Annotated in this window: 24 protein-coding genes and 3 pseudogenes; 11 read left to right on the top strand and 16 right to left on the bottom strand. The window is 63.5% G+C overall.

What is annotated here, in order from left to right; genetic code table 11:
- Window positions 1-191: 191 nt before the first annotated feature.
- On the top strand, window positions 192-611 hold the full coding sequence (locus ACP2AH_RS06905) for an IS3 family transposase (RefSeq protein ID WP_425105119.1): 420 nt from the start codon (window positions 192-194) through the stop codon (window positions 609-611).
- 98 nt (window positions 612-709) lie between these two features.
- Here ACP2AH_RS06905 and otnC read toward each other — a convergent pair whose 3' ends face one another.
- The 9 genes and pseudogenes from otnC to ACP2AH_RS06860 form a co-directional block, all read right to left on the bottom strand.
- Window positions 710-1,342 carry a 3-oxo-tetronate 4-phosphate decarboxylase gene (gene otnC, locus ACP2AH_RS06900; RefSeq protein ID WP_425105118.1) on the bottom strand — a complete coding sequence of 211 codons (633 nt, stop codon included), beginning with the start codon at window positions 1,340-1,342 and terminating at the stop codon, window positions 710-712.
- An 11-nt stretch (window positions 1,343-1,353) separates the two neighbouring features.
- Window positions 1,354-1,857 carry a nucleotide-binding domain containing protein gene (locus ACP2AH_RS06895; RefSeq protein ID WP_425105371.1) on the bottom strand — a complete coding sequence of 168 codons (504 nt, stop codon included), beginning with the start codon at window positions 1,855-1,857 and terminating at the stop codon, window positions 1,354-1,356.
- 138 nt (window positions 1,858-1,995) lie between these two features.
- A pseudogene (locus ACP2AH_RS06890) lies at window positions 1,996-2,455 on the bottom strand (four-carbon acid sugar kinase family protein); the annotation flags it as partial.
- Window positions 2,456-2,466: 11 nt separating this feature from the next.
- Window positions 2,467-2,631, bottom strand: coding sequence for a hypothetical protein (locus ACP2AH_RS06885; RefSeq protein ID WP_425105117.1), 165 nt, complete (start codon window positions 2,629-2,631; stop codon window positions 2,467-2,469).
- Between the two features lie 39 nt (window positions 2,632-2,670).
- The gene (locus tag ACP2AH_RS06880) at window positions 2,671-3,399 is read right to left on the bottom strand and encodes an amino acid ABC transporter ATP-binding protein (RefSeq protein WP_425105116.1); all 729 of its coding nucleotides are present in this window, start codon (window positions 3,397-3,399) and stop codon (window positions 2,671-2,673) included.
- Window positions 3,400-3,406: 7 nt separating this feature from the next.
- Window positions 3,407-4,060, bottom strand: coding sequence for an amino acid ABC transporter permease (locus tag ACP2AH_RS06875; protein WP_425105370.1), 654 nt, complete (start codon window positions 4,058-4,060; stop codon window positions 3,407-3,409).
- Window positions 4,061-4,084: 24 nt separating this feature from the next.
- On the bottom strand, window positions 4,085-4,747 hold the full coding sequence (locus ACP2AH_RS06870; protein WP_425105115.1) for an amino acid ABC transporter permease: 663 nt from the start codon (window positions 4,745-4,747) through the stop codon (window positions 4,085-4,087).
- A 56-nt stretch (window positions 4,748-4,803) separates the two neighbouring features.
- Complete coding sequence (locus tag ACP2AH_RS06865) at window positions 4,804-5,610, bottom strand: transporter substrate-binding domain-containing protein (protein WP_425105114.1); 807 nt, start codon at window positions 5,608-5,610, stop codon at window positions 4,804-4,806.
- A gap of 87 nt (window positions 5,611-5,697) precedes the next feature.
- The gene (locus ACP2AH_RS06860) at window positions 5,698-6,393 is read right to left on the bottom strand and encodes a helix-turn-helix domain-containing protein (RefSeq protein ID WP_425105113.1); all 696 of its coding nucleotides are present in this window, start codon (window positions 6,391-6,393) and stop codon (window positions 5,698-5,700) included.
- A gap of 148 nt (window positions 6,394-6,541) precedes the next feature.
- Between ACP2AH_RS06860 and ACP2AH_RS06855 the strand changes: the two genes are divergently transcribed.
- The 4 genes and pseudogenes from ACP2AH_RS06855 to ACP2AH_RS06840 all read left to right on the top strand — a co-directional run bounded on the left by ACP2AH_RS06855 (window position 6,542) and on the right by ACP2AH_RS06840 (window position 12,230).
- Window positions 6,542-7,528 carry an aminotransferase class IV gene (locus tag ACP2AH_RS06855; RefSeq protein ID WP_425105112.1) on the top strand — a complete coding sequence of 329 codons (987 nt, stop codon included), beginning with the start codon at window positions 6,542-6,544 and terminating at the stop codon, window positions 7,526-7,528.
- A gap of 395 nt (window positions 7,529-7,923) precedes the next feature.
- Window positions 7,924-8,312: pseudogene (locus ACP2AH_RS06850) on the top strand (transposase); the annotation flags it as partial.
- A gap of 219 nt (window positions 8,313-8,531) precedes the next feature.
- Complete coding sequence (locus ACP2AH_RS06845; RefSeq protein ID WP_425105111.1) at window positions 8,532-9,854, top strand: acetoin dehydrogenase dihydrolipoyllysine-residue acetyltransferase subunit; 1,323 nt, start codon at window positions 8,532-8,534, stop codon at window positions 9,852-9,854.
- 192 nt (window positions 9,855-10,046) lie between these two features.
- Window positions 10,047-12,230, top strand: a complete 2,184-nt coding sequence (locus ACP2AH_RS06840) for an alpha-ketoacid dehydrogenase subunit alpha/beta (protein ID WP_425105110.1) — start codon at window positions 10,047-10,049, stop codon at window positions 12,228-12,230.
- Between the two features lie 159 nt (window positions 12,231-12,389).
- On the opposite strand, the gene ACP2AH_RS06835 is transcribed toward ACP2AH_RS06840, so the two are convergent.
- From ACP2AH_RS06835 to ACP2AH_RS06810, 6 genes are all read right to left on the bottom strand, one after another.
- Window positions 12,390-13,466 carry an ABC transporter ATP-binding protein gene (locus tag ACP2AH_RS06835; protein WP_425105109.1) on the bottom strand — a complete coding sequence of 359 codons (1,077 nt, stop codon included), beginning with the start codon at window positions 13,464-13,466 and terminating at the stop codon, window positions 12,390-12,392.
- Window positions 13,467-13,505: 39 nt separating this feature from the next.
- A complete protein-coding gene (locus ACP2AH_RS06830; protein ID WP_425105108.1) occupies window positions 13,506-14,279 on the bottom strand; it encodes an SDR family NAD(P)-dependent oxidoreductase in 774 nt (257 codons plus the stop codon).
- Window positions 14,279-15,196 carry an aminotransferase class IV gene (locus ACP2AH_RS06825; protein ID WP_425105107.1) on the bottom strand — a complete coding sequence of 306 codons (918 nt, stop codon included), beginning with the start codon at window positions 15,194-15,196 and terminating at the stop codon, window positions 14,279-14,281. The genes ACP2AH_RS06830 and ACP2AH_RS06825 overlap by 1 nt, the downstream gene beginning before the upstream one ends.
- Window positions 15,189-16,004, bottom strand: a complete 816-nt coding sequence (locus ACP2AH_RS06820; protein ID WP_425105106.1) for an ABC transporter permease — start codon at window positions 16,002-16,004, stop codon at window positions 15,189-15,191. Before ACP2AH_RS06820 ends, ACP2AH_RS06825 begins: the two co-directional genes overlap by 8 nt.
- Before the next feature lie 10 nt (window positions 16,005-16,014).
- Window positions 16,015-17,184 (bottom strand): ABC transporter permease, encoded by a 1,170-nt coding sequence (locus ACP2AH_RS06815; RefSeq protein WP_425105105.1) that lies wholly within the window; start codon window positions 17,182-17,184, stop codon window positions 16,015-16,017.
- Window positions 17,185-17,298: 114 nt separating this feature from the next.
- Window positions 17,299-18,342, bottom strand: a complete 1,044-nt coding sequence (locus ACP2AH_RS06810; RefSeq protein ID WP_425105104.1) for an ABC transporter substrate-binding protein — start codon at window positions 18,340-18,342, stop codon at window positions 17,299-17,301.
- Between the two features lie 337 nt (window positions 18,343-18,679).
- Between ACP2AH_RS06810 and ACP2AH_RS06805 the strand changes: the two genes are divergently transcribed.
- From ACP2AH_RS06805 to ACP2AH_RS06780, 6 genes and pseudogenes are all read left to right on the top strand, one after another.
- Entirely contained in the window at window positions 18,680-19,243 is a 564-nt protein-coding gene (locus ACP2AH_RS06805) for a VOC family protein (protein ID WP_425105103.1), read from the top strand.
- Window positions 19,244-19,298: 55 nt separating this feature from the next.
- Entirely contained in the window at window positions 19,299-20,003 is a 705-nt protein-coding gene (locus tag ACP2AH_RS06800; protein ID WP_425105102.1) for a GntR family transcriptional regulator, read from the top strand.
- A gap of 76 nt (window positions 20,004-20,079) precedes the next feature.
- A pseudogene (scpB, locus tag ACP2AH_RS06795) lies at window positions 20,080-20,469 on the top strand (SMC-Scp complex subunit ScpB); the annotation flags it as partial.
- Between the two features lie 352 nt (window positions 20,470-20,821).
- Window positions 20,822-21,591, top strand: a protein-coding gene (locus ACP2AH_RS06790) for an IS5 family transposase (protein ID WP_425105101.1) whose coding sequence is annotated in 2 segments (ribosomal slippage) — window positions 20,822-21,136 and window positions 21,139-21,591 — 768 coding nt in all. Because the reading frame shifts where the segments join, the coding sequence is not laid out codon by codon here.
- Between the two features lie 72 nt (window positions 21,592-21,663).
- Window positions 21,664-22,433 (top strand): IS5 family transposase gene (locus tag ACP2AH_RS06785; protein ID WP_425105101.1). Its coding sequence is split into 2 segments (ribosomal slippage): window positions 21,664-21,978 and window positions 21,981-22,433, totalling 768 coding nucleotides; the frame shifts between segments, so codons are not numbered across the junction.
- Window positions 22,434-22,482: 49 nt separating this feature from the next.
- A complete protein-coding gene (locus ACP2AH_RS06780; protein WP_425105100.1) occupies window positions 22,483-23,433 on the top strand; it encodes an IS481 family transposase in 951 nt (316 codons plus the stop codon).
- Window positions 23,434-23,441: 8 nt separating this feature from the next.
- Here the strand turns inward: ACP2AH_RS06780 and ACP2AH_RS06775 are convergent, their stop codons facing one another.
- Window positions 23,442-24,791, bottom strand: coding sequence for a glutamine synthetase family protein (locus tag ACP2AH_RS06775; RefSeq protein WP_425105099.1), 1,350 nt, complete (start codon window positions 24,789-24,791; stop codon window positions 23,442-23,444).
- Between the last annotated feature and the right edge of the window lie 36 nt (window positions 24,792-24,827).

Genomic DNA, 24,827 nt, shown 5'->3' with positions numbered 1-24,827 from the left:
GTCGTCCGAGAAAGTCGTCCTCGTTACCGGGGTCTCATCCAGCATCGGCCGGGCCACCGCGCTGAAGTTCGCGGAACGTGGCTGCCGTGTCTATGGCACCTTGAACTAATGGGGTGGATGCCCCCTCCAGCGGGCACGCATTGTGTCCGGCGGGGCCGTGGTGGCGCTTTCAGGGGAAGAGCACATGCCAGATGTTCATGTCCTTGCGATCGACCTGGCCAAGCGGAGTTTCCAGGTTTGCGGCACGGATCGGGCGGGGCGGCTCTGTTCACCCGTCGCGCTGGCAAGCAAGTGTCTCGATTGCGGCGAAGATCGAGCCGCTCTGCAAGGTGCTGTCAATCACTCCATCGACCTATCATGCGCATGTCGCCCGGAGGCTTGATCCGTCGAAGTGCTCGGCACCGGCGCCGCGAGACGAGGTTCTGCGCCCCGAGACCGAGAGCGTGTTCGCCGAGAACTTCGAGGTCTATGGAGCGCGTAAGGTCTGGCGACAGATGATGCGCGAGGGAGTCGACGACGCGCGCTGCACCGTCGAACGGCTGATGCAGGGCATGGTCCTCGCAGGTTCTTGGACCGCATATGATCGTCTGTGCGTCGACGATCATGGTTGAGCCATAGCTGACCCTGCACGACCCTTTCAGCAACTTCCGCTTTGCGCCCCGCTCCGGGCCTTCGCCAATGATCGGCTGCTTCGTCCAATCGGTAGACATCACTTCGGGTAGGCGGTGTTGAGCTCCTCGATTTGGGCCCGGGTCAGGAGGCGCGGATTCCGGCCGCGCAGCAGCACGAGCAGCTTGGCGGTCTCCTCCAGCTCCTCGGCAGCATAGACTGCGGTGATCAGGTCCTTGGCGGAGACCACCGGGCCGTGATTGGCCAGCAGCACGGCGGCGTGTGCGCCCTTCAGCTCGTGGATTATCTCACCCATGGCCGGCTCGCCAGGCCGTACATAGGGCAACAGCCGCACCTGCCCGATCCGCATCACCACGTAAAGGGTGAGCGGGGCGATGCAGTCCTGCGCGTCGAGGTCCGGCAGGCAGGATAGCGCGGTTGCGTAGGTCGAGTGCAGATGCACCACCGCGCCGGTGCCGGGCCGGGTCTCATAGAAGGCCTGATGCAGGAACACCTCCTTGGATGGCTTGTCGCCCGAGATTTGCTTGCCCGAACGGTCGAGCTTGGAGATGCGGTCCGCCTCAAGGAAGCCGAGGCTGGCATTGGTCGGGGTCATCAGGATCCCGTCGTCGATGGCGACGCTGATATTGCCGGCCGAACCGACCGAATAGCCGCGCTCGAACAGCGAGCGCGACAGGCGCACTCGCAGTTCACGCGTCGCCTTCTCGTCCATCGTTTCGTTCCTCAGGCTATTTTCGCCGAGATGGTGCCGAGCGCCTTCGCGAAGAAATCGACGGCGCCGAAATTGCCAGACTTCAGCGCCATGCTCAGTCCGGTGTCGTCCTCGGTGACGAGCACCGGCACCCCGGGGTCGATCTCCGGGCCGATGCGGAAGGACGTGACGCCGAGCGCCGAGACCACCGCGCCCGAAGTCTCGCCGCCGCCGACGACGATGCGGCGCACGCCGGCATCGAACAGGGTCTTGGCCGCCCTAGCGAATAGGGTGTCGAGCTTGTGGGCGACCGCCTCGTGGCCGTAGCGCTCCTGCAGCGCCGCCACCTGTTCGGGCTTGGAGGACGAATAGACCAGCGGCGCCTTGCCAGCATTGGCCTTGATGAAAGCGACGAGGTCGTCCGAGGCCAGCGTGCCAGCCATCACCTGCTCGACGTCGATGGCGAACACGGGATGGTTAGCCGAGTGCCGCTCGATCTGGCCGAGCGTGGCGCGCGAGCAACTGCCGACCAGCACCGCCTCCGGACCCTCGATGGCGTCGATCGCCGGCGCGCCACCCTTGGCGAGACCGGCCTTGATGAAGTTGCGCGGCAGGCCAAGGGCGATGCCGGAGCCGCCGGTGAGGAACTTCGCGTCCTTGCACGCTTCTGCAATCGTCAGCAGGTCGTCATTGCTGATGGCGTCGACGATCACGAGGCGCTCGCCGCGTCCGTCCGCCGTCGCCAGTGCCTCGCGCACGGCATCTGGCCCGTGGCACGATGCTCCAGTCGACGAGGCCGACGGGCTCGGTCGTCTGGAGGCGCAGCCAGCGCCGCATGTCCGGGTCGGTCATCGGGTTAAGCGGGTGATGCTCCATGCCCGATTCGTTCAGCAGCCGGTCGCCGACAAAGAGGTGGCCCTTATAGATGGTCCGCCCGGCATCGGGGAACACCGAGCACGCGATCACGCCTCTGACCCCAAGGCGCTTGGCGAGCGCCTCGCTAACCGGACCGATATTGCCCGCGGGGGTGGAATCGAACGTCGAGCAGTACTTGAAGATAATCTGCCGGCAGCCCTGCGCCAGCAGCCAGTCGAGCGCCGCCTGCGACTGCTTGACCGCTTCCTCGGCGGGGATGGAGCGCCTCTTCAGCGCGATGACGCAGGCTTCGACGTCGGTGCCGGCGCTGGTCGTAGGACGCCGAGATATTGCACCGTGCGCAGCCCGCCTTCCGGCGCGACGCCCTTGGCGATCGTGTTGGCGACATCGCTCGCCCCGGTGAAGTCGTCGGCGATGCCTCCGACGTAAGCCATGTGTTTGTTTGCCTTCGGCACGAGGAGAGGACCGACGCCTCAGCGGGCACTTGCCTTCAGAAAATCGATCGTCTCCCGCCGCTCCGGGCTGCCGAAGATCTGTTTCGAGGGGCCGATCTCGTGGATCCGGCCCTTATGGAAGAAGGCGACACGGTCAGAAACTTCCCGTGCGAATGCCATTTCGTGAGTGACGCAGATCATGGTCATGCCCTCGCTGGAGAGCAGGCGCATGGTGTCGAGCACTTCGCCGACCAATTGGGGATCCAGGGCCGAGGTCACCTCGTCGAAGAGCATGTAGTCAGGCGACATGGCTAAGGCGCGGGCGATCGCCATGCGCTGCTGCTGGCCCCCGGAGAGCCTGGAGGGATAGACCTTCAGCTTCTCGGCAAGGCCTACATGGGAGAGCTTCTGGACCGCGATGGCCTCGGCCTCGGCCTTCGACTTGCCCAGCACCTTGCGTGGGGCAAGCATAACGTTCTCCAGCACGGTGAGGTGCGGAAAGGCGTTCCACTGCTGGAAGACGATGCCGATTTTGCGACGGAGTTTGTTGAGGTCGGTTCCTCTGACATGAACATCCGTGCCGTCCACGAGGATACGGCCCGCGTTGATCGGCTCCAAACCGTTTATGCACATGAGCAGAGTGGATTTGCCAGAACCTGAGCCGCCGATGACGGAGACGACTTCTCCCTTCTCGACGGTCATGGTGACACCCTTGACGACTTCCAGCGAGCCAAAGGATTTGTGAACGTTCTGGATCTCGATCGACATGGAACTCTCAGTCGTTCTCGCGCCAGCGCCCTTCAAGTCGGGCACCCAGACGTGAAATGGGAAAACTCATCAGGAAATAGATAAGCCCGGCAACCGCAAGCACGAAGAGCGGCTCTTGAATCCGGGTTATGACGATTTGCGAAGACCGCAGAAGCTCGACAATGCCGATCCACCAGACCATCGCGGTGTCCTTCATCACGCCGAGCGCGAGGCCGATCCAGCTCGGCAGCGCGACCCGCAGCGCGATGGGATAGACGATCTCTGTCAGATCCTGCCACCAGGTCAGCCCGAGAGAACGGGAGGCCCGCCGCGTGACAGATGGCACTGCGAGATAACCCGAGCGGACAATCTCGGTGCAATAGGCGCAGGTGTACAGCGCGAGAACGATGCAGCCGACCGTGAACGGTGACCAATTCAAGCCGATGATCGGCTTGAATGCGTTGGCCAAAACGAGCTGGATTAGAAGGGGGACCGAGCGGAATACATCGAGCACAAGTCCGAGCGGCGCGTTGATCCACCAAGGGACAATGGAACGGATGACGCCAAGCACCATGCCGAGAAGCGTGCCGCCAAGAACCGCCCAGAAGGTGACGCTCAGCGTGACTCCGGCGCCCTTCAGGATAAACATCAAGTCGGTAAACGTCATGTTGGTGTAAAAAATTGAGGAAAACATCGCTCAAATTCCTCAATATCGGAACAGGCGCCACGCCAATAGGCGCGCGGAAAGGGTAACGCTTTTGGCGAGCACGTAATAAATGATGGCAGCGAGCGAGAAATACTCGAATGTCCGAAAGGTCTTTACGTTGAGATCCTGGGTCACTCCTGTTAGGTCGCTGTTGACCCCTACGATGACCCCGAGTGAGGTCATGAGGATCGCCCAGACCATCTGGTTTGTGAGCGGGTAGAACACCACCCGGAACATCTGCGGCAGCACGATCAGCCGGAGCGCCTGGATAGCCCCCATGCCGAGCGAGCGCGCGGCCCGCATCTGTGTGCCGGGAATGGCTCTCAGGCCACCGCGAAAAGTTTCCGCAAGGTAGCCGGCATTGTTGAAGGTGATGCCGGCAATCAGCGCCACAAAGCTGTCAAGATGGATGCCGAAGGAGCCTAGGCCGAAATAGGCCATGTAGATCTGGAACAGAGCCGGCGTGTTGCGCGCAAGTTCGACCCAGCCACTGGCGAAGGCGCGCAACGCCCGGTGTCGGGATGCTCCCGCGACCGCAAGCAACACGGCGAGTGCGGTACCGAGCATCATCGACGAAACGGCAAGCTGAAGCGTTACCAACGCCCCCCAAAGCAAGTCCGGAAGCGCGCGGAACGCTGGTAACCAATGAAAGGTGTAGTTCATGAAACTCATATCCTGGTCCGATGCCGGTGCGGCCGGAGAGCCGCACCGGGTGACCGTCAGCGATAGACGTTCGGTACGACGAGCGAGGCCGGCGCGCCGCCGATCCATTTGGCATAGAGTTCGCCGTAGCGGCCGGTGCGGACCTGCTGATTGATGAACAGGTTCAGATAGTTGATCAGTCCGTATTCGCCGCGGGGAGCCATCAGCGCCACATAGTCCGCGACATAGGGCGCATCGCCGACGACCTCGAGAGCGGCGTTTTTCTTGACCTGGGCCTGCGCGAGTGTCGAGGGAACGATGGTGGCCTGGATCTGTCCCTGGTCCAGCGCCAGGAAAGCATCGGCTTGCGACTGGAAGCCCTTGAAGCTACCGCCGCCCTTCCATTTCTCGATGTCAGCCTTCAGGGCTAGACCCTCGGTGGCGCCGGCCGGCGTGCCAACCGTCTTGCTCTTGAGGTCTGCATAGTTCTTAACATTGGCATCCTTGCGCGCAAGGATCACCGACGTGAAGGCGAAGTAGGGAACCGAGAAGCCGATGGTCTTGGCGCGCTCCAGAGTATCGGACGCGGAGGCGACGGCAATATCGGCGCGGCCGGAAAGCAAGGCAGGGATACGATCAGGGAGCGGCGTGTCGACGATCTCGACACTGACGCCAAGCGCTTTTCCGAGGTCGTTGCAATACTCAACGTCGAAGCCGGAGGGCTTCTGCTGTTCGTCGCGGAAGCCCATAGGCGCGAAGTCGAGCATAACCGCACAGCGCAGCGTGCCCGAGCCGATGATGTCGTCGAGCTTGTCGGCGACGGCCGACGTGCTGATGACGGCCGCGAGCGCGGCGGCCGCGGAAAGCGAGAGAAGCGACTTCATTTTTGTCCCCTGTCGGCGTTGCGTCAGCGCAGGCTGCTCCTGGAAAGTCGAGCGCCGCCAGGAATAGAATTTCTTTTTCGAAAAATGTCAATCTTCGCCGTTGTCGAAAATTATAGCACCACGCTCGACGCGGAGATCGCTGTTGCTCGCGAAGAGTTCGTCGAGCGAAGCGGACAGGCAAATCGACAGCATGAAGGCGTCACCGTCGCCCACATTAACCAAGGCGTGGGCCATCATGCTGTCGAAATAGACGCTGTCTCCGGCTTCGAGGCGCACCGGACCGTAGACTTCCGTATGTAGATCGACCGCCCCGGAAACAACATATATGTATTCCTCGCCGGGATGACTCTGCCATTTGCTGCGCGGCATCAGCTCACGCGTCTTTATCGTCATCTGCAGCGGTATCATAGCTTTTCGGACGAGATCATTGCATGGAATTTCGTATTCGTAATAGTTGAACCCGAATTTTACCCCACGTCCCTTTCGTGTGATCGCTCGCCGCCCGCTGGCGAACTTGGGGCCATTTGGGGACAGAATATCCTCAAAGCTGACTTCGAGCGCCCGCGCCACGCGGACCACGGTGTCGAAAGACGCGCCGCTCTTTCCATTTTCTATTTTGGACAGAGTTCCGATGGCGACGCCGGATTTCCTGCCAAGCTCCTGTAGCGTCCAGCCTTTACGGCGCCGGGCATCTGCCAGCAAAGGACCGATTGAAACGGACTCGGCGACGGACCCGCTCCCCTCTTCGGGCGCTATACGCTTGCGTTTTCTCATCGTCATCATCGGCCCGCCTTTAATTTTCGAAATGGAAAAATTTTCTTGATTTTGAAGCTACTGATAGATAGGTTGCCGTCGTAAGTCGAGCGGCCAGCGCCTATGGCCGTGTAGGGGCTCGTTCGAGAGCCCAACTGTTTCCATTCCGAGGTCCCCCATGTCCGACGCAAATACCGCCCACCGGCCGCTTTCGTGGCCTGCCTCCAGCAGCTTTGGGCGCGAGGCCCTGTCGCCAGAGTTCGCGAAGGGTTCGGCATATGTGAACGGCGAAATCTTGCCGGTGGAGAAGGCGACCATCCCGCTGCTGGATTGGGGCTTCCTGCGGTCGGACGCCTGTCAAGAGACCATCTCTGTCTGGAACGGCCAGTTCTTCCGACTGGAAGACCACCTCGACCGCTTCGAGCGCTCAACGAGCCGGCTGCATATGAAGAGCTCTCCCGTCACCCGACAGGAAATCTCGAACATCGTTCATCGGCTGGTTGCCGTCTCCGCCCTCGACAAGGCGTATGTCCAGATCATCATGACGCGCGGCTTTCCGCCCATCGGCAGCCGGGACGTCCGCCTGTGCGCCAACCGCTTCCAGGCCTTCTGCTTCCCCTATGTGTGGATCGCCACCCAGGAGCAGCAGCAGAAAGGATTGAACCTGCACGTCAGTTCCCGTGTGCGCGTGCCTTCGATGTCTGTCGATCCGATGGTCAAGCACTACCACTGGCTGGATTTCCAGATGGGCCTGCTCGAAGCCTATGAGCACAACACCGACACTGTGCTGCTGGTGGATGCGGACGGCAACATAGCCGAAGGGCCGGGGTTCAACGTCTTTGCGGTTGTCGAGGGGAGCCTTCGAACTCCGAAGAATGGGGTGCTGGACGGCATGACCCGTCGCACGGTTCTTGAGCTGGCCAGTGAGCGCGGCATCGACATCACTGAGCGGCCGGTCAGCGTCGAGGAGCTGCGCGGAGCGTCAGAAGTATTTCTTACCACGACCGCCGGTGGCATCATTCCGGTTACGTCCGTCGATGGACGCAAGCTCGGCTATGGACTGCCAGGAGAAGTGACGCGCGAGCTGCATGCCGCTTACTGGACCCGGCGGGGCCAAGGCTGGCTAGGGACAGCCGTCGATTATTCGAAGGCAAATCTGGGTTGATCTCACTATCGATGGCCCGGGGCCTCTCGGCTCCCGAAGCGCTTTCTCCATTCCGTGGCCGGTCCGCAGCCACGGAATGAAAGAGTCTCGATCGGAGACACATCGCCGGGCCGGTCCATTTGTCCGCTCTACCCACGATGTATGCCATTGTAGGCGAGCTGCCGCTGATGCGATTGCCTGGTCGATTACGGCCCCTACACCAAAGTTGACAACCGCTTCAGCCAGTTCACCAGCCAACGCTTCACCGAAGCGCTGACCGAGGCCGACGTCCTCAACCCCGTGGACGGACGAGGGCGCTGGCTCGACAACGTGTTTGATCTGCCCCCCGAAAACTGGACCGTTTGAAGCTGGAGTTTTCCGCGCCAGAATCCCTTGGCTGGGAGGAGCGGAAGACGATGAAGGCATCCAAGTTTTCGGACGCGCAGAAGGCGTTCATCCTGAAGCAGGGAGCGGACGGCGTGCCGGTGGCGGATATCTGCCGGCGGGCTGCGATCAGCCAGGCGACCTACTTCAACTGGAAGAAGAAGTATGAGGGGCTCGCCCCGCTCGAGATGAGGCGGCTGAAGCAGCTCGAGGATGAGAACACGAAGCTGAGGAAGCTCGTGGCCGACCTCTCGCTCGACCGGGAGATGTTGCAGGATATCGTCCGCCGAAAAATCTGAGGCCTGGTCGCAAGCGCGAGCTCGTCGGCCTGATGTGTAGCGAGTGGGGAGTATCGATCCGGCGGTCTTGTGCGGCTCTGGAGTTCGATAGGTCCACCATCCACTCCATCACTTCTCGACGGAAATCAACAAACGCCGTTTGACAGTCGCCGTTCACATGCTATCGAGCCGGCCCCCTTACGGCTCAGCGTGCCGTGGCGCCATCCTCCCCCAAAAATGTATCCATATAAGTTGATAAACGCGGAATATCCTGCGCATTATGCCGCCGTAAAATCGTTGTTGGATACATTTCTTAAATGTGGCCCGGAAGCAGGCGCACGGAGACAGCACGGGAAGGTGCCATGCCGAGAAACATCCTGATGCCCTCGCTCACCGCCGGCATGGAAGAAGCGCGTCTACTCCGTTGGTTGAAGCGGCCGGGCGACCCGATCGCCAAAGGCGATGCGTTGGTCGAGATCGAAATGGACAAGGCCATCATGGAAATGGAGGCCGAGGAGGATGGCGTGCTCGGCCCACTCCTCATTGCAGATGATACCCCGTCCGTGCCGGTGAACGCGGTCATCGGCCTGCTGCTTGGCGAAGATGAAACGGAGGCGGATATAGTGCTGTCTCCGGTCCCCGCACGGCCTTGCCTCAGCACGCTGATGGCCCCCGACGGCCCTGCGCCGCTCGCCCCCCCTCACTCCGCGCCTGAGATAATCGTCGCGAAGCCAAGCTCGCGCGCAGCCACGTCCTCGCCACTGGCACGCCGCCTTGCGCAGTCCTACGGTCTCGACATCGGCGCTCTGAAGGGGAGCGGCCCACGTGGGCGCGTCGTCCGGCTGGACGTCGAGCATGCCCGTCGGGCCAGCGCCGAAGCGGCGCAGGCAGAGCCCCCCCGCCCGCCCGCCCGACCTTCGGAGACGGGACGGGCGGCGCTCCACCATGCCTGGCTTCGACAGGGGGAAGGTGCACCGCTTGTCCTGCTTCACGGGTTCGGTTCCGACCTGAATGGTTGGCGCCCCTTCCTTGCCGGCGCGCCGCTGAATCGGCCTGTACTGGGGATCGACCTGCCGGGCCACGGCGGCTCGCGGGGCTATCCCGTCCAGAGCTTTGACAATATCGCGGCGGCGGTGTCCGCCACGCTGGCGCATCTCGATCTCGGGCGGGTCGATCTGGTGGCTCATTCGCTCGGCGGCGCCGTCGCCACGGCGGTGACGGCCGAGGGATCGCACGACCTCGGTTCGCTGTTCCTGATCGCTCCGGCCGGTCTCGGACCGGAGATCAATGGCGGCTTCATCGACGGCCTCGCGCGGGCGCGCTGCCCCGAAAGCCTTGCCCCCTGGCTGAGGCAACTGGTAACCGACGAGGCTCTGATCAGTGCGGCACTGGTTCGCGCAAGTCTTGGTCGTCCCGAGGACGAAGCCGCGCGGCAGACCGTGGCGCGCGCGCTCTTTCCCGATGGTACGCAGGCCTTCAGCATTCGCGCGGCCCTCGCCCGGATCTCCGTGCCGGTCTCCGTCGTGTTCGGGCGAGAGGACCGCATTATTCCCCCGCGCCATAGTCGCGTCCTGCCGGGGCACGTCGCGCTGCATCTCTTCGACGGCGTCGGCCATATGCCGCATCTGGAGATTCGCGATCAGCTTTGGCGCCTGCTCGTCCGGCATCTGCGCGCCGCGTCCTGAGTCAGGTCGCCTCAACCCACGCACGCCGATTTTAATGATTGTATCCATTTTATGATGATATGAATGACTTCTCCTAGTATTGACCGCACATGCCCCCTCGTATGGATACAATGAGCGACAGGCGCCGTTGTCGGACCGTATGTCTCACTTCAGGCGCCCAGATGAGCGCAGCGCTTCCGCAGGAGTATTCCGATGCCCTCCCTTATTTCGCTTAAGCCCGCCGCGCCGTGGAAGGAACTGCAGAGCACAGACGAGGATTGGGCCGCCGCCGATCTGCACCTGCTGGAGACCATGCTTGTGTCTCTGCATCTCATCCGCGCCTTCGAGGAAAAGGTGCTGGAACTGGCCGGCGAGGGGCTGGTCCACGGGCCGGTCCATTCGGCGATCGGCCAGGAGGGCGGGGCCGTGGGCTCGACTCTGCTGATGCGCCCGAGTGACCAGATCAATGGCTCCCATCGCGGCCACCACCAGTTCCTGGCGAAGGCGCTGGGCCATGTGGAGCGGCAGGGGCTGTCGGTCGCCCAACCCTATTCCGCGGGCGTGCGCGATCTCGGCCGCAAGGCGCTGGCGGAAATCCTAGGCCTTGCCCAGGGCTTCTGTCGCGGACGCGGCGGCTCCATGCACCTGCGCTGGCAGGAGGCCGGCAATCTCGGCACCAACGCCATCGTCGGCGGCGGTGCGCCACTGGCCGCGGGCGCGGCCTTCGCCCACAAGCGCGCGGGCACCGGCGACGTGGCCTTCACCTATTTCGGTGACGGCGCCGTCAATATCGGCTCGGTGCTAGAGACCATGAACCTTGCGTCCGCCTGGAAGCTACCGCTGTGCTTCTTCATCGAGAACAATCGCTACGCGGTCTCCACCCATGTGGAGGAAGCGACCGCCGAGACGCGGCTTTCCGCGCGGGGGTTGGGGTTCGCCATTCCTTCATGGAAGGTCGACGGCATGGATCCGCTCGCGGTGATGCTGGCAACCCAGCAGGCACTCGAGGTGATGCGCGGCGGCGGCGGCCCGACCATCATCGAGGCTGATGTCTACCGCTTCTTCCACCAGAACGGTCCCCTGCCGGGCAGCGCCTTCGGCTATCGCAGCAAGGTCGAGGAAAGCGAGTGGCGTCAGCGCGATCCGCTCGAACGAGTCGCCGCCGAGATGCAGCGACGCCAGCTCATCAGCTCGGACGCGGTCGAGGCGCTGCGCCAGCGCTCCGTCGCGCTGATGCACGAGGTCGCCGCCGAACTCATCGAAGCCCCGGAGGGACGCAAGCGCATCCGGCCGGCCCTGTGGCCGCAGGAGGATTTCCGCGACTTCGGCATTCGCGGCGATCTGACCGAACTGCAAGACACACGCACGGCCGAGCTTGAGAGCTTCACCGGGGCGGTGCGGCAGGTCCGGTTCGTCGATGTCGTGGCCGATGTCATGCACCGGCGCATGGAGCAGGACCCGCGCATCGTAATAATGGGCGAGGACGTCCACCGGCTGCGCGGGGGCACCAACGGCGCCACGCGCGGCCTCGCGGCGGCATTCGGCAACCGCGTGCTCGGCACCCCGATCAGCGAGGCCGCCTTTACCGGACTCGCCGGCGGCCTCGCCATGGACGGGCGCTTCATCCCAGTTGTGGAGTTCATGTATCCGGACTTTATGTGGGTGGCTGCCGACCAGGTGTTCAACCAGATCGGCAAGGCGCGGCACATGTTCGGCGGCGACGCCAAGGTGCCGCTCGTGCTGCGCACCAAGGTCGCGATGGGCACTGGCTACGGTTCTCAGCACTCGATGGACCCGGCCGGCATCTTCGCCACTTCGCCCGGCTGGCGCATCGTCGCGCCCTCGACGCCCTTCGACTATGTCGGGCTGCTCAACAGCGCGCTCGCCTGCGAAGACCCGGTGCTGGTGATCGAGCATGTCGATCTCTACAACATGCAGGGTCCCGTCCCCGTCGACGACCTCGACTATTTCATTCCGCTCGGCAAGGCCAAGGTGGTGCGCGAAGGCTCGGCGCTGACGGTTCTGACCTATCTCAACATGGTGCGCCAGGTGAGCGAGGTGGTGGAGATGCTGGGGCTCGACGCCGAGATCATCGACCTGCGCTCGCTCGACCGCGCGGGCCTCGACTGGCAGACCATCGAGGCCTCGATCGAGAAGACCGGGAATGTGCTCGTGGTGGAGCAGGGAGCGCTCGGGACCTCTTATGGAAGCCTACTGGCGGCCGAGGTGCAGACCCGCTGCTTCGACAACCTCGACCAGCCCGTGCAGCGGGTGCATGGCGGCGAGGCTTCGCCCAGCATCTCCAAGGTACTCGAGGCCGCTGCCTGCGCCCGCCCCGCCGATATCGAGGCGGGGCTACGCCGCGTCATGGCCGAACAGGGATTGCCGCTCGCTTGAGCAACCGTGCATTTTCGGTGGACGCAGGTTCCCCGAGAATGCCGCGGACACTATTCGGCATGTTTGCGCGAGCGGGGACAGCGTCGCCCAAAAATGCCCGCGTGAATCGAGCGGCCGAACGGAATTCGTCCGCTTCGTAAGGCCGACCTGTCCGTGCCGTCAGGGCTCGGGGAACAGGCGCGTGTCCGCGGGATCACATCCCACCATGATCTGGTCGCCGACCTGCGGTCGGCTCGATGCCGCCACCGGCAGCTTCACCATCGCGATCTGCCCGGCACCGAAATCGAGCAAGGCGCGGATCTGATCGCCGAGATACACAACCTCGGTCACACGCGCGCCAACACGTAAGCCGAGCCCCTCGGCCTCAGCCCCGATCCTCAGCTTCTCGGGACGGACCGCTAGGATCGCGCGGGCGCCCTCCGCGAGTGGCGAGGGCACTGTCACGCTCTGTCCTGAGGGCAGCAGGACTCGCGCACCATCGCCCTCATGGCCGTCCACGGTCACCTCGATCAGGTTGTTCTCGCCGACGAAGCCGGCGACATAGGCATCGGCCGGCTTCTCGTAGATATCGCCCGGCGGAGCGATCTGGACGACATCGCCGTTGTGGAAGATGGCGACACGGTCCGACATGGTCAGTGCCTCCGACTGGTCATGCGTCACATAGACCACGGTGACGCCGAGCTGACGGTGCAGTTCCTTGATCTCGAACTGCATGTGCTCGCGCAGATTCTTGTCGAGCGCGCCCAGCGGCTCGTCCATCAGCACCAGCTCGGGCCGGAAGATCAGCGCCCGCGCCAGCGCCACGCGCTGCTGCTGCCCGCCCGAGAGCATGGCGGGCTTGCGCTCCTCCATCCCCTGCAGCCGAACCATGGCGACCGCGCGCTTCACTCCTGCCTCGATCTCGGAACGGCTCATGCCGCGCATGCGCAGCGGATAGGCAAGGTTCTGCGCCACGCTCATATGCGGAAACAGCGCGTAGTTCTGGAACACCACTCCGATCCCGCGACGGTGCGGCGGCACGTGCTCGATCGGCACGCCGTTCATGCGGATCTCGCCGCGCGTGGGCTCCTCGAAGCCTGCGAGCATCATCAGCGAGGTGGTCTTGCCCGAGCCGGAGGCGCCGAGAAGGGTAAGAAATTCGCCCCGTCGCACCCGCAAATTCAGGTCCTTGATGACCAGATGCCGGCCATAGGCCTTCTGCACTCGATCAAACTCGATCAGCGTCTCGCTCGTCATCAAACATCGCTTCGGTAGGAGGGCGTAATCATGGCGACATCACGTCGTTGGGGAAGTGGACGGCGGCGGGTTCGCGAGCCCAGCCGTCTCCCCGCCATCCACGGTGAGAGCGACACCGTTGATGAAGGAGGACGCCGGCGAGAGCAGCCACGTCACCGCCTCGGCGACATCTTCCTGCGTGCCGAGCCGGCGCACCGGGATGCGGGAGGCAAGTAACTCGCGTCGTCCGGGGATAGCGAGGGTATTGGCCATCATGCGCGTGGCGATCTGACCGGGGCAGACCGCGTTGAAGCGGACCTGCTCCCCGCACTCCAGCGCCAGCGCATAGGTGAGGCCGAGCAGCGCCGCCTTGGAGGCGGTATAGGCGGCAAGCCCCTCCTCGCCGACGAGGCCGGCGACTGACGAGACCGTCACCACCGCCCCGCCCGCCGCCCTCAGCCCCGCCAGCGCGTGGCGCGAGAACAGGAAGGCGGAGCCGGCGTTCACTGCCATCAGCCGGTTCCAGTCTTCGAAGCTCGTGGCATCAAAAGCCTTGCGCGCGCTCGTGCCGGCATTGTTGACGAGGCCGGCGATGCGCCCGCCGCCCAGATCCAGCGCGGTGGCGACCGCCGCCTGGCAGTCCGCCTCGATGGAGGCGTCGCCGACGACGAACACGGTTCCCGGAAGTGCGGCCGCCAGCGCCTCACCGGCTGCATGATCGCGACCGGTGAAGACGATGCGGCCTCCCGCCTGCGCAAGACGCCGCACGCAGGCCGCGCCAATGCCGTGGGTCCCGCCGGTGACGATGAAAACGCCGTCATCGTTCGCCATCATCAGGCCGCCTGCGCGCCGTAATCGATGACCTTGCTCTTCCAGCCCTCATTGTGGCGCGCCCAGTAGAGCTCACTGAGGCGCTGCGTCACCGGCCCGGGCTTGCCGTTGCCATAGATGCGCCCGTCGATCACCGTGACCGGCAAGACACCGCCAGCGGTGCTGGTCAGAAAGACCTCATCGGCCTCGCGCAGTTCCTCGATGGTAACCGGGCGCGGCGCGCAGGCAATGCCAAGCTCGCCGGCAAACTCCAGCACGGTGCGCCGGGTCATACCTTCGAACACGCCGCGGTCGGGCGTGGCGAGTTCGCCCCGCTGCACGACGAAGATGTTGAAGCCGGGTCCTTCGGTGATGTGGCCCTTGCCGTCGACGAGCACCGGCACGGTCGCGTCATTGTCGTAGGCTTCGAAGATGCCCATGGTTAGGTCGAGCCAGTGGAAATTCTTTACGCGCGTGTCCACGGCCTCCGGCGCGATGCGCTGAACGGAACTGATCACCATTTTTAGGCCGTCGCGGCGCTGCTCCTCATTGGCGATCCACACGAAGGGCTGGGCGAAGGCGTAGAAGCGGTTCTCGCACTGGCGCGGATCGCGTGAGCCGCGCGCTGGAATGCCGCGCGTGCAGGTCATCTGCACATAGGCGTCGCGCAGGCCGCTGCGGCGCACGCACTCGGTGAGGATTTCGGCGATTTGCTCGCGCGAAAAGGGCAGGCTCATGCGCAGGGCGCGCATCGAGTCGTGGAAGCGCTCAATATAGTCGTCGAGGCGGAAGAAACGACCGTTCCAGACATGGACGACGTCATAGGTGGCGTCGGAGCGCACGAAACCGCGGTCCACCAGCGGGATGCTCGCTTCGGCGAGCGGGACATAGGCGCCGTTGACGAAGGCGATGCCGTCTGCCGGGTTGTGTTTTTCACTCATCGGAGTTCATCCTCTTAGATCGGTTTTTCATCAGAAGGCTCGCGCTCGCCAGCGTGACGATGGCAACGCACATCAGGAACGACGCCATCGCCAGGATCGAGGGATCGATGTTGTCGCGAATGCCCTCGAACATCTTGAGTGGCATGGTCCGCTGTGCCGGGCCGGCGATGAACAGCGTCACCACCACCTCGTCGAACGAGGTAGCGAAGGCGAACAGCGCGCCCGAAATGATGCCCGGTGCCATCAGCGGGACCAGCACGTTGAAGAAGGCCCGCACCGGTGAGGCGCCAAGGCTGGCGGCCGCGCGCAGTAGTCGGAAGTCGAAGCCCTGCAGCGTGGCGCTCACAGTGATCAGTACGAAGGGTGCGGCCAGCACGGCATGGGCGATGACCACACCCGCCAGTGTCGAGGTGAGGCCGATCTCGGCGAGGGCGAAATAGAGCCCGAGACCGGTGATCACCGGCGGCACGATCATCGGCGCGATCAGGATGCCGAGCAGCGTGGTCGGCATCGGCAGCCCGCCACGCGCGAAGGCGAAGGCCGCGAGAGTGCCCAGCGGGGTCGCGATCAGCGTCGACAGCACGCCGACGATCAGGCTGTTCCACAACGCGTCGAGCCAGGGTCCCGCCAAGAATACCTTCTCGTACCACTGGAGCGAAAACCCCGGCAGCGGATAGCTAAGAAAGCTGCCGGCGCTGAAGGAGATCGGCACCGCTGTGATCAGCGGCGCGATCAGCGCGAACACCATGAACAGGCCGAAAGCGACATGGGCACCGCGGGCGAGCCGTGCGAGGAAACGATAGCTCATGCGCGACCCCTCACTTAAGCCCGGCGATCTGCCGTACGCCGATGAACCGGCCGGCTAGCAGGTACAGTGCGAGCACGCAGGCCAGCAGCACGAGGCTCAGCGCCGCGGCCAGCCCCCAATTGATCGAGGTGTAGGCGTAATAGGCGACGAAATAGCCGAGCATCTGCTCGCGCGGGCTGCCGACCAGCGAGGGCGTGACGTAGTAGCCCGCCGAGACGATGAAGGTGAGCAGCGCCCCCGCGCCGATGCCCGGCATCGTCATCGGCAGATAGACGTTGAGAAAGCCGCGGATCGGATGGGCGCCCAACGAGGACGAGGCGCGCATGTACTGGCCCGGCACGCCCTTCATTGTCGAATAGATCGGCAGCACGGTGAAGGGCAGCATCATGTGCGCCATCACGATGTACAGGCCCGTGGAATTGAAGATTAGCGGCACTGGCGCGGAAGTGAGACCGGTCAACATCAGCAACTTGTTCACCGGCCCGTCTTGCTGGAGGATCACGATCCAAGACGATGTCTTCGCCAGCAGAGAGGTCCAGAACGGCAGCAGTACGGCTCCTAGCAGCACAGCGGCGAAGCCGTGGGACGCCGAAGCCATCACGGCGGCGAGCGGATAGCCGAGGATCAGGCAGATCAGTGTAGTGACGCCGGCAATGCGCAGGGTCCGCAGGAGCACATCCACATAGGCCCTTTGGTCGGGGGACACACGCTCGAGGCCGCCCTCGGAGTCCTGGCGCAGGTCGAGCGCGGCCAGGGTATAATAGGCGGTGTGAACGGGAGCCGCGCGCTTGATCGCAGTCCAAGTGCCAACCTCGCCCCAGCGCGGGTCGATGCCGAGCAGCGTCTGGCGGGCATCGGTCGCCGCGCCCGCGGACTTGGCGCCTCGTGCGCTAGCTATGAGCAGCGAACGGAAGCCCCCCATCTCGTAGTTCAGGCGCCGCGCGGCGGCGGCGATATTACGGGCGGCCGCGGGGCTCCGGTCGCCGAGATCGGCAATGAGCGCCCGGAACACTTCGTCGGAGGGCAGGTCACCGGCGCCGGACCACCCGCCGATGGCGGTGCTGGTGCGCGGCAGCCCGGTGACCACCTCGGGATTGTCCACGGCCTTGGTCAGGATGAGCACGATGGGCACGACGAACACGGCCAGCGTGAACAGGAACAGCGGGGCTGCGAGGAGCATGGAGGAAATCCCTGCTCCCCGCAGCCGACGCGCGATGCGCAGACGCCATGTCGTAGAGGAAGAATTACGGGCCGACATGGTGGAGGTCCTGTGCATCATTGCAGGTCGGAAACGTCAGCGGGCGACCCAGGCGGAAAAGCGCTCATTTAGCTCCTGGCCGTGGTCGGTCCAGAACTCGCTGTTGATCTTTACCGCCCCCTTGAGGTTGTCGGGCGCGGAGGGAAGCTGGGACAGCAGATCCGCGGGCAGCGCCGCCATCGCCTCCTTGTTGGCGATGCCATAGGGAATGGCCTCGGCAAACGCCTTCTGCGGGCTGGTCGACAAAGCGAAATCGACGAATTCGAGCGCCTGCTTCTCGTTCGAGGAGCCGGCGATGATCGCCCAGTAGTCGATGCTGTACAGGCTGTCACCCCAGATGATCGGGAAGTCGCGGCCTTCCTTTCGGGCATTGGCGATACGGCCATTATAGGCGGCGGTCATCGCGACGGCCCCAGAGGCGAGCCATTCGAGCGGTTGCGCGCCGCTTTCCCACCACTGCACATTTGGCTTCAGCTCGTCGAGCTTCTTGAAAGCGCGGTCCTGGCCTTCCTTGGTCGCGAGAACCCTGTAGACGTCCGAGCCGGGAACGCCGTCGGCCATCAGCGCGAGTTCGAGGGTGAGCTTGGCGGTCTTCCGCAGGCCGCGCTTGCCCGGCCACTTCGCCACGTTCCAGAAGTCGGCCCAGTTCTTCGGGCCATCCTTAATCTTGGCGGCGTCATAGGTCAGCACTTCCGACCAGACGATGGCGCCAGCGCCGCACTCGCTGAACATGGTGGGATCGGCCTTCGAATAGCTGGGGAGCTTGGCCCAGTCGACATTGAGCAGCAGCCCCTCGGCGCAGGCGAGCGTGACCTCGTCCTCCTCCATCTGCACCACGTCCCAGGTGACGTTTTTCGTCTCAACCATCGCCTTCTGCTTGGCGATGCCGCCATTGGTTGTGTCCTCAACCAGCTTGGAGCCGGTGGCGGCGGCATAAGGTTCGAAATAGGCCTTGCGGAACGCGTCCTGCAGTGTCCCGCCGAAGCCGACGACCGTGAGATCGCGCGCGCTCGCCGACTGCACGCCTGCGACGATTGCCATACCCGCCAAGGTAACGGCGGCCAGATTGAAACGCTTCATGATTCCCCTGCTCGCTTTTTGCGGCCGCGCTGGGCGGGCGGCCGGAAGGATTACGCCGAGACTGCGAGGTCACGACCGGCAGGCCGCGCCCTCCTTCGAATAGCTGAGCCGCCCGGGCGCCCACGCTGAGAAAGCAACGCTGCACAATCACTCGGCACGGCTCGAAACTATGCATGACCATTCCGCCATGTCAATTGATGGATACATTTTGATCCATATCGATGGACGACATGCGCCATACCTGGATAAAATCACCTATATTGGATACGATGTATATAGCTCAGCCGTGTGTGGAGTTGCCGCCTCGGCGAATATGGGCGTAACGGGATAGGCTCGAATGATGCACAGGTCTGAATCGTCGAATGCCATCGCGAGCGGGCTTCCCGGACTGCGCGGGACCGATCACATCGGTTTCACCGTGCCGAACCTTGAGGAGGCCGTGCGCTTCTTCGTCGACGTCATCGGCTGCGAGGCCTTCTATCGGCTCGGACCGTTCCAGTCGCACGGAGACTGGATGAGCGAGCATCTCAATGTCCACCCCCGGGCGGTGATGAAAGAGATCCGCTTCCTGCGCTGCCGGAATGGGTCCAACTTCGAGCTATTCGAGTATGAGGCGCCCGATCAGCGGCGTGAGATGCCACGCAACAGCGACGTCGGCGGGCACCATCTCGCGTTCTACGTCGATAACATCGAGGCAGCTGTCGCCTATCTGCGCGCGCGCGGTGTGCGCATCCTTGGCGACATTACCGTACGAACCTCCGGGCCGAGCGCCGGCCAGAGCTGGGTCTACTTCCTGTCGCCATGGGGCATGCAGCTCGAACTCGTTTCCTTCCCGAATGGCAAGGCTTATGAGGAGGAGACCAGCCGACGTCTTTGGCATCCGTTCGGAACACAGTCTTGACGAGATATGGCGCTGCAGCGCCGGCTTTGGTGGAGTCAGCGGTGGAGCAGAAGATATGGTCGAGCCGCACGAGAGAAAATCAGCCCGCGTCGAAAATGGCCTGACTGCCGCCGTTGCCAGTGAACGAATCATCGACGCCCTGCGCAAGGCGATCCTTTCCGGCCAGCTCGAACCCGGCAGCCGGGTACGTCAGGAAGAGATCGCCAGTCAGTTCGGGATCAGCCGCATTCCCGTTCGGGAAGCACTCAGGCAGTTGGAGAGCGAGGGCCTGATCGTCCTCGTTCCCAATAGCGGAGCTTGGATCTTCAAGCTCGACCGCGCCGAGTGCGTGGAGATCTACAAGATACGCGAACGCCTCGAGCCGCTGGCCCTGCTGGAAAGCTGCCCCGCGCTGAGCGATTCGACGCTCGACAACATTGAGGATCTCGCCCGCCGCATCGAGCAGAGCGGGAGCCCTGAGGAATTCTTGCGGCTTGACCGCGAGTTCCATCTGCTGAGTTATGAGGCGGCCGGCATGCCGCAACTCATGCAGATGATCCAGAAATTCTGGAACGTCACGCAGCAATACCGGCGCGCCTTTACCCAATCCGTCGGTTCGACCGGCATGGAAACGATCTTCTGCGAGCACAGGCTGATCTGCGAGGCGCTGAGGCGGCGTGACAGCTATCACGCCTCGATGCTATTGCACGGACATATCAGACGCACTCGCCTGCAGCTCGAACGCAGCGACGGCATCTTCGTCGGTGACGGCAAGACGTAGGCGCGGATGCCTGCGGGTAGAAGCTCGAAGATCTGCTGGTGCCGCTGAGGAACAGCTGGCGGTGAAACCCGCGGCGGGCACGACGGATGCCAAGCCGCTCTCCCAAGCCGAGGCGCTGGTGCTGCTCTGCATCGGCTACTTCCAGCCGATCACCCGGGGCGAGCTCAGCCGGTTCTTCGGCCGCGAGATCAGCCGCGACACGATCGGCCATCTGCGCCGCCTCGGCTTCATCGCCGCCGGGCCGCGCTCTCCGCAGCCCGGCGCGCCCTACACCTATGTGACCACCCGAGAGTTCCTCAGCCACTTCGGCTTCGATACCCTGCGCGATCTCCCTGATATGGAGGCGCTGGAGGACGCCGGCCTGCTCAGCAAGGACAGGCTGCTCGCAGGGGAGTTTCCGTGGGCGCTGATGCAAGGGGAGGGGTACGAAGAGGGGAAGGAGGCGGACCCGGAAGGCGAGGCGTGACGGTTCGCCATCGCGATGTGGACGCCGCGGGCCAGATCTGCCCAGCTGATCCTGACCTAATGCAGCCTCTCGATCGCCCTTTCGGCGACGTCCGCTTTGCGCCCACATCTCGGCCGTAGAGATCGGATTAGCAGTCTCCTGAAAGCAGACGTGTCATTTATGGCTTTGGAGGTCATGGTTCGCGCCAGGAGACATTGGAACATTGCCCGGAAGCGGACATTCGAGCTCCTCTTTCGGGGTGGGTGGCGGACGCGGGCGCCTTAGCGACCTAGGTGTTTAGGTCACATACCCATAACCGGGATTCCCTGCGGGCTGGTGTTCTGATTCACTGATCTCAGCCTTGGAGGTAGAGATGGCCCGCTTTGATCTGACGGATTTTGAGTGGTCGGTGATCGAGCCGCTTCTGCCGACGAAGGTGCGTGGGGTCGCGCGGGCGGATGACCGGCGCGTTCTGAATGGCATCTTCTGGCGCCTGCGCACTGGGGCGCCCTGGGCCGATATCCCGGCGCGCTATGGCCCGCATACGACGTGCGTCAACCGCTTCAACCGGTGGCGCAAGGCGGGCCATTGGGCGCGAATTCTACGAGCCGTCTCAGCCGCTTACGATGGCGATATCCAGATGATCGACGCCTCGTCGATCCGCGTTCACCAGCATGCCGCCAACGGCCAAAAAAAGATGAGCGATCCCGTTGCATGGGTCGCTCGCGTGGCGGCCTGACCACCAAGATCCACGCCCTTGTCGATGCTGAAGGCCGACCGATCCGCCTCAAGCTGACCGAAGGCCAGGCTCACGATGGGCGCTCGGCCGCCGACATGCTGGACACCGTCGGGCCGGGAAACATCCTTCTCGCCGATAGGGCTTACGACAGCGACGCCTTGCGCGAAGAGATGAACGGGCGCGGAGCATGGGCCAATGTCCGCGCCATGCACAACAGGGTCAAAACCTTCGCCTTCAGCGCCTGGGTCTACCGCCAGCGCAACGCCGTCGAGCGCTTCTTCAACAAACTCAAACATTTCAGGGCCGTCGCCACCCGCTACGACAAGCGAGACGACAACTTTCTCGCGTCAATCCAACTCGCTTCAATCCGCATCTGGCTGCGAAGTTATGAGTCGGTCACCTAGGTCACATACCCATAACCGGGATTCCCTGCGGGCTGGTGTTCTGATTCACTGATCTCAGCCTTGGAGGTAGAGATGGCCCGCTTTGATCTGACGGATTTTGAGTGGTCGGTGATCGAGCCGCTTCTGCCGACGAAGGTGCGTGGGGTCGCGCGGGCGGATGACCGGCGCGTTCTGAATGGCATCTTCTGGCGCCTGCGCACTGGGGCGCCCTGGGCCGATATCCCGGCGCGCTATGGCCCGCATACGACGTGCGTCAACCGCTTCAACCGGTGGCGCAAGGCGGGCCATTGGGCGCGAATTCTACGAGCCGTCTCAGCCGCTTACGATGGCGATATCCAGATGATCGACGCCTCGTCGATCCGCGTTCACCAGCATGCCGCCAACGGCCAAAAAAAGATGAGCGATCCCGTTGCATGGGTCGCTCGCGTGGCGGCCTGACCACCAAGATCCACGCCCTTGTCGATGCTGAAGGCCGACCGATCCGCCTCAAGCTGACCGAAGGCCAGGCTCACGATGGGCGCTCGGCCGCCGACATGCTGGACACCGTCGGGCCGGGAAACATCCTTCTCGCCGATAGGGCTTACGACAGCGACGCCTTGCGCGAAGAGATGAACGGGCGCGGAGCATGGGCCAATGTCCGCGCCATGCACAACAGGGTCAAAACCTTCGCCTTCAGCGCCTGGGTCTACCGCCAGCGCAACGCCGTCGAGCGCTTCTTCAACAAACTCAAACATTTCAGGGCCGTCGCCACCCGCTACGACAAGCGAGACGACAACTTTCTCGCGTCAATCCAACTCGCTTCAATCCGCATCTGGCTGCGAAGTTATGAGTCGGTCACCTAGTCCCACAGTGTGATGGCGTATCATTATCTCCGTTGGAGAGGGACACGCTATGGGCCAGGTTCTTCACGGGAGCGCCAAGACCACGCACGCCGTTCGAGCGGAGCTACAGCGATCGCAAGCTTCATCCGCGGAACTGGCGCGACGCTTCGGGATCAACGAGAAGACGGTGAGGAAGTGGCGATCCCGCCGGAGAGTGGAAGACGAGCCGATGGGCCCGAAGGAGCGGCACAGTTCGACCCTCTCAGCCATTGAGGAGGCGGCGATCGTCGTTCTGCGCGTGCAGGCTCGCCTGCCGCTGGACGATGTCTTCGTCGCCTTGAAGGACGTCATCCCGCGCCTGACGCGCTCGTCGCTGCACCGCTGCCTTCAACGGCACGGTATCTCGCGCCTGCCGAAGGCCGATCGCGAGAAGCCCAAGCGGTTCAAAGCCTATGAGATCGGCCACTTCCACCTCGACATCGCCGAGCTGCGCTACGAGGGCGGCAAGGCCTATCTGTTCGTGGCCGTCGATCGCACATCCAAGCTGGTCTTCGCCAGGATCTACCGGAAGGCGACGAAGCTGGTCGCGGCGGGCTTCCTCAAGGCTCTGCTCATGGCGGTCCCCTACAAGATCCACACGGTGCTGACCGACAACGGCGTTCAGTTCGTCCAGCACGACAAGAGGGCCAAGGGCGGCTCCGTCGCCCACGTCTTCGGAAGGGTCTGTGCCGAACACGATACTGAACACAGGCTCACCAAGCCGTATCACCCTTGGACCAACGGGCAGGCCGAACGGATGGTTCGCACCATCAAGGACGCGACCGTGCGCGCGTTCCACTATGCCTCGATCGACGACCTGCGACGTCATGTCCGGGACTGGTTGCTCGCCTACAACTACGCCAAGCAGCTCAAGGCGCTCCGCTTCAAAACACCGCTCGAAGCGCTCAAGCTCATCAGCGCCGAAAAGCCGGAGCTGTTCGTTCGTCAACCAAGCCATGACATCCTGGGACTAAACACCTAGACGCCTCGCTAAACCACGAAGCCGTACTGGTCCCATTCGGCTGCGGTGACTTCGAGGGCGAGCTTCTCGTATTCTGCCCGCTTGATGGCGACGAACGCGCGATGCAGCCCCTCGCCCAGAATGTCCTTTGCGAAGGGCGAGGCGTCGAACCGCTGAATGGCATCCAGCCAGCTTCCCGGAAGAGAATTGACGCTGCCGTGATGGTAGCTGTTGCCCTCGACCGGAGGGCCGGGATCCGTGCGGTCACGGATGCCCTGAAGCGCGCCGCCCAGCGTCACGGCGGCAACGAAGTAAGGATTGGCGTCGATGCCGGCCACCCGTTGCTCGAAGTGACGCGTCTTGCCCGGCGTGCCAGGGATGCGCAGCGCTGCCGTGCGGTTGTCCACGCCCCAGGTGTCGGATGCCGGCGAGTAGACGGCGGAAGCGAACCGGCGCCAAGAGTTCAGGAAGGGCGCGAGAATGAGCATGGTGTCCGCCAGCGTCGTGCGGATACCGCCGATCGCGTGCAGCATCGTCGGGCTGAGGCTACCATCGGGCTGATCGCCAAACAGGTTGACGCCGGAAAGATCCGCGAGCGACAGATGCAGATGCATACCCGAGCCGGACTGGTCGCCGAAGGGCTTGGGCATGAACGTGACCTCCATACCGAAGCGACGGGCGCAGGAACGGATCAGACGCTTTGCAATAATGAGATCATCGGCGGCCTGCAGCAGGTTACGGTAGCGGATCGTCATTTCGAACTGGCCGGCGCCGTACTCCGAAATAAGCGATTCCAGCGTCAACCCGAGTGTTGCGGCTCCCTCATAGATGGCATCAAACAGCGGGGAGAGCTCGTCGAGTTCATCGACGGACAGCGTGTTCGGCCCGGTCGGGCGGCGCCCCGTCAGCGGGTAGCGGGCTGCATGGTGACGGCCCCGCGCGTCGGGCTGTGGGTCGACCAGATAGAATTCCAACTCGAACGCTCCCATCGGGGTGAAGCCGGCTTGTCTGGCCCGTTCGATTTGACGGACCAGCACGGGCCTCGGCTCCGCGTGGAAGGGCGTGCCGTCAGCTTCGAACATGCTGACGAGAACCTGCCCACGCTTCACATGCGGCTGCAGTCCCAATGTGCCTGGAAGGGGCCAGCAGCGCTGGTCGGCTCCGCCATCTGCCAGGATGAGACCCGATGCTTCGACGTCTTGGCCCGTGACGTCCTGCCCGAAAAGGGCTGTGGGCATGGGTCTACCGTGCCCATAGAGCGACTCGAGTTCGTGGCGGCGGATAATCTTGCCGCGACCGATGCCGTGGCAATCCGTCAGGATCACGTCGATGCCCTGAACGTCAGGGTATCGCGCCAGAAATTCCCGGGCTTCGTCCACGGGCGCGCCGGAGGGCGAACATGTCGGGCCTGAAAC

Origin of the sequence: Ancylobacter sp., from assembly GCF_965249975.1 — a bacterium.
Lineage (GTDB): Bacteria > Pseudomonadota > Alphaproteobacteria > Rhizobiales > Xanthobacteraceae > Ancylobacter.
This window is presented reverse-complemented; position numbering and strand designations above follow the sequence as displayed.

Excerpts from the sequence above, each read along its gene's own strand:
- ACP2AH_RS06810 (WP_425105104.1), bottom strand. The coding sequence starts at position 18,342 with ATGAAGCGTTTCAATCTGGCCGCCGTTACCTTGGCGGGTATGGCAATC.
- ACP2AH_RS06815 (WP_425105105.1), bottom strand. The coding sequence starts at position 17,184 with ATGCTCCTCGCAGCCCCGCTGTTCCTGTTCACGCTGGCCGTGTTCGTC.
- ACP2AH_RS06800 (WP_425105102.1), top strand. The coding sequence starts at position 19,299 with ATGGTCGAGCCGCACGAGAGAAAATCAGCCCGCGTCGAAAATGGCCTG.
- ACP2AH_RS06845 (WP_425105111.1), top strand. The coding sequence starts at position 8,532 with ATGCCGAGAAACATCCTGATGCCCTCGCTCACCGCCGGCATGGAAGAA.
- ACP2AH_RS06805 (WP_425105103.1), top strand. The coding sequence starts at position 18,680 with ATGATGCACAGGTCTGAATCGTCGAATGCCATCGCGAGCGGGCTTCCC.
- otnC (WP_425105118.1), bottom strand. The coding sequence starts at position 1,342 with ATGGACGAGAAGGCGACGCGTGAACTGCGAGTGCGCCTGTCGCGCTCG.
- ACP2AH_RS06840 (WP_425105110.1), top strand. The coding sequence starts at position 10,047 with ATGCCCTCCCTTATTTCGCTTAAGCCCGCCGCGCCGTGGAAGGAACTG.
- ACP2AH_RS06860 (WP_425105113.1), bottom strand. The coding sequence starts at position 6,393 with ATGATGACGATGAGAAAACGCAAGCGTATAGCGCCCGAAGAGGGGAGC.
- ACP2AH_RS06865 (WP_425105114.1), bottom strand. The coding sequence starts at position 5,610 with ATGAAGTCGCTTCTCTCGCTTTCCGCGGCCGCCGCGCTCGCGGCCGTC.
- ACP2AH_RS06905 (WP_425105119.1), top strand. The coding sequence starts at position 192 with ATGTTCATGTCCTTGCGATCGACCTGGCCAAGCGGAGTTTCCAGGTTT.
- ACP2AH_RS06885 (WP_425105117.1), bottom strand. The coding sequence starts at position 2,631 with ATGGCTTACGTCGGAGGCATCGCCGACGACTTCACCGGGGCGAGCGAT.
- ACP2AH_RS06825 (WP_425105107.1), bottom strand. The coding sequence starts at position 15,196 with ATGAGTGAAAAACACAACCCGGCAGACGGCATCGCCTTCGTCAACGGC.
- ACP2AH_RS06855 (WP_425105112.1), top strand. The coding sequence starts at position 6,542 with ATGTCCGACGCAAATACCGCCCACCGGCCGCTTTCGTGGCCTGCCTCC.
- ACP2AH_RS06835 (WP_425105109.1), bottom strand. The coding sequence starts at position 13,466 with ATGACGAGCGAGACGCTGATCGAGTTTGATCGAGTGCAGAAGGCCTAT.
- ACP2AH_RS06780 (WP_425105100.1), top strand. The coding sequence starts at position 22,483 with ATGGGCCAGGTTCTTCACGGGAGCGCCAAGACCACGCACGCCGTTCGA.
- ACP2AH_RS06870 (WP_425105115.1), bottom strand. The coding sequence starts at position 4,747 with ATGAACTACACCTTTCATTGGTTACCAGCGTTCCGCGCGCTTCCGGAC.
- ACP2AH_RS06820 (WP_425105106.1), bottom strand. The coding sequence starts at position 16,004 with ATGAGCTATCGTTTCCTCGCACGGCTCGCCCGCGGTGCCCATGTCGCT.
- ACP2AH_RS06880 (WP_425105116.1), bottom strand. The coding sequence starts at position 3,399 with ATGTCGATCGAGATCCAGAACGTTCACAAATCCTTTGGCTCGCTGGAA.
- ACP2AH_RS06830 (WP_425105108.1), bottom strand. The coding sequence starts at position 14,279 with ATGATGGCGAACGATGACGGCGTTTTCATCGTCACCGGCGGGACCCAC.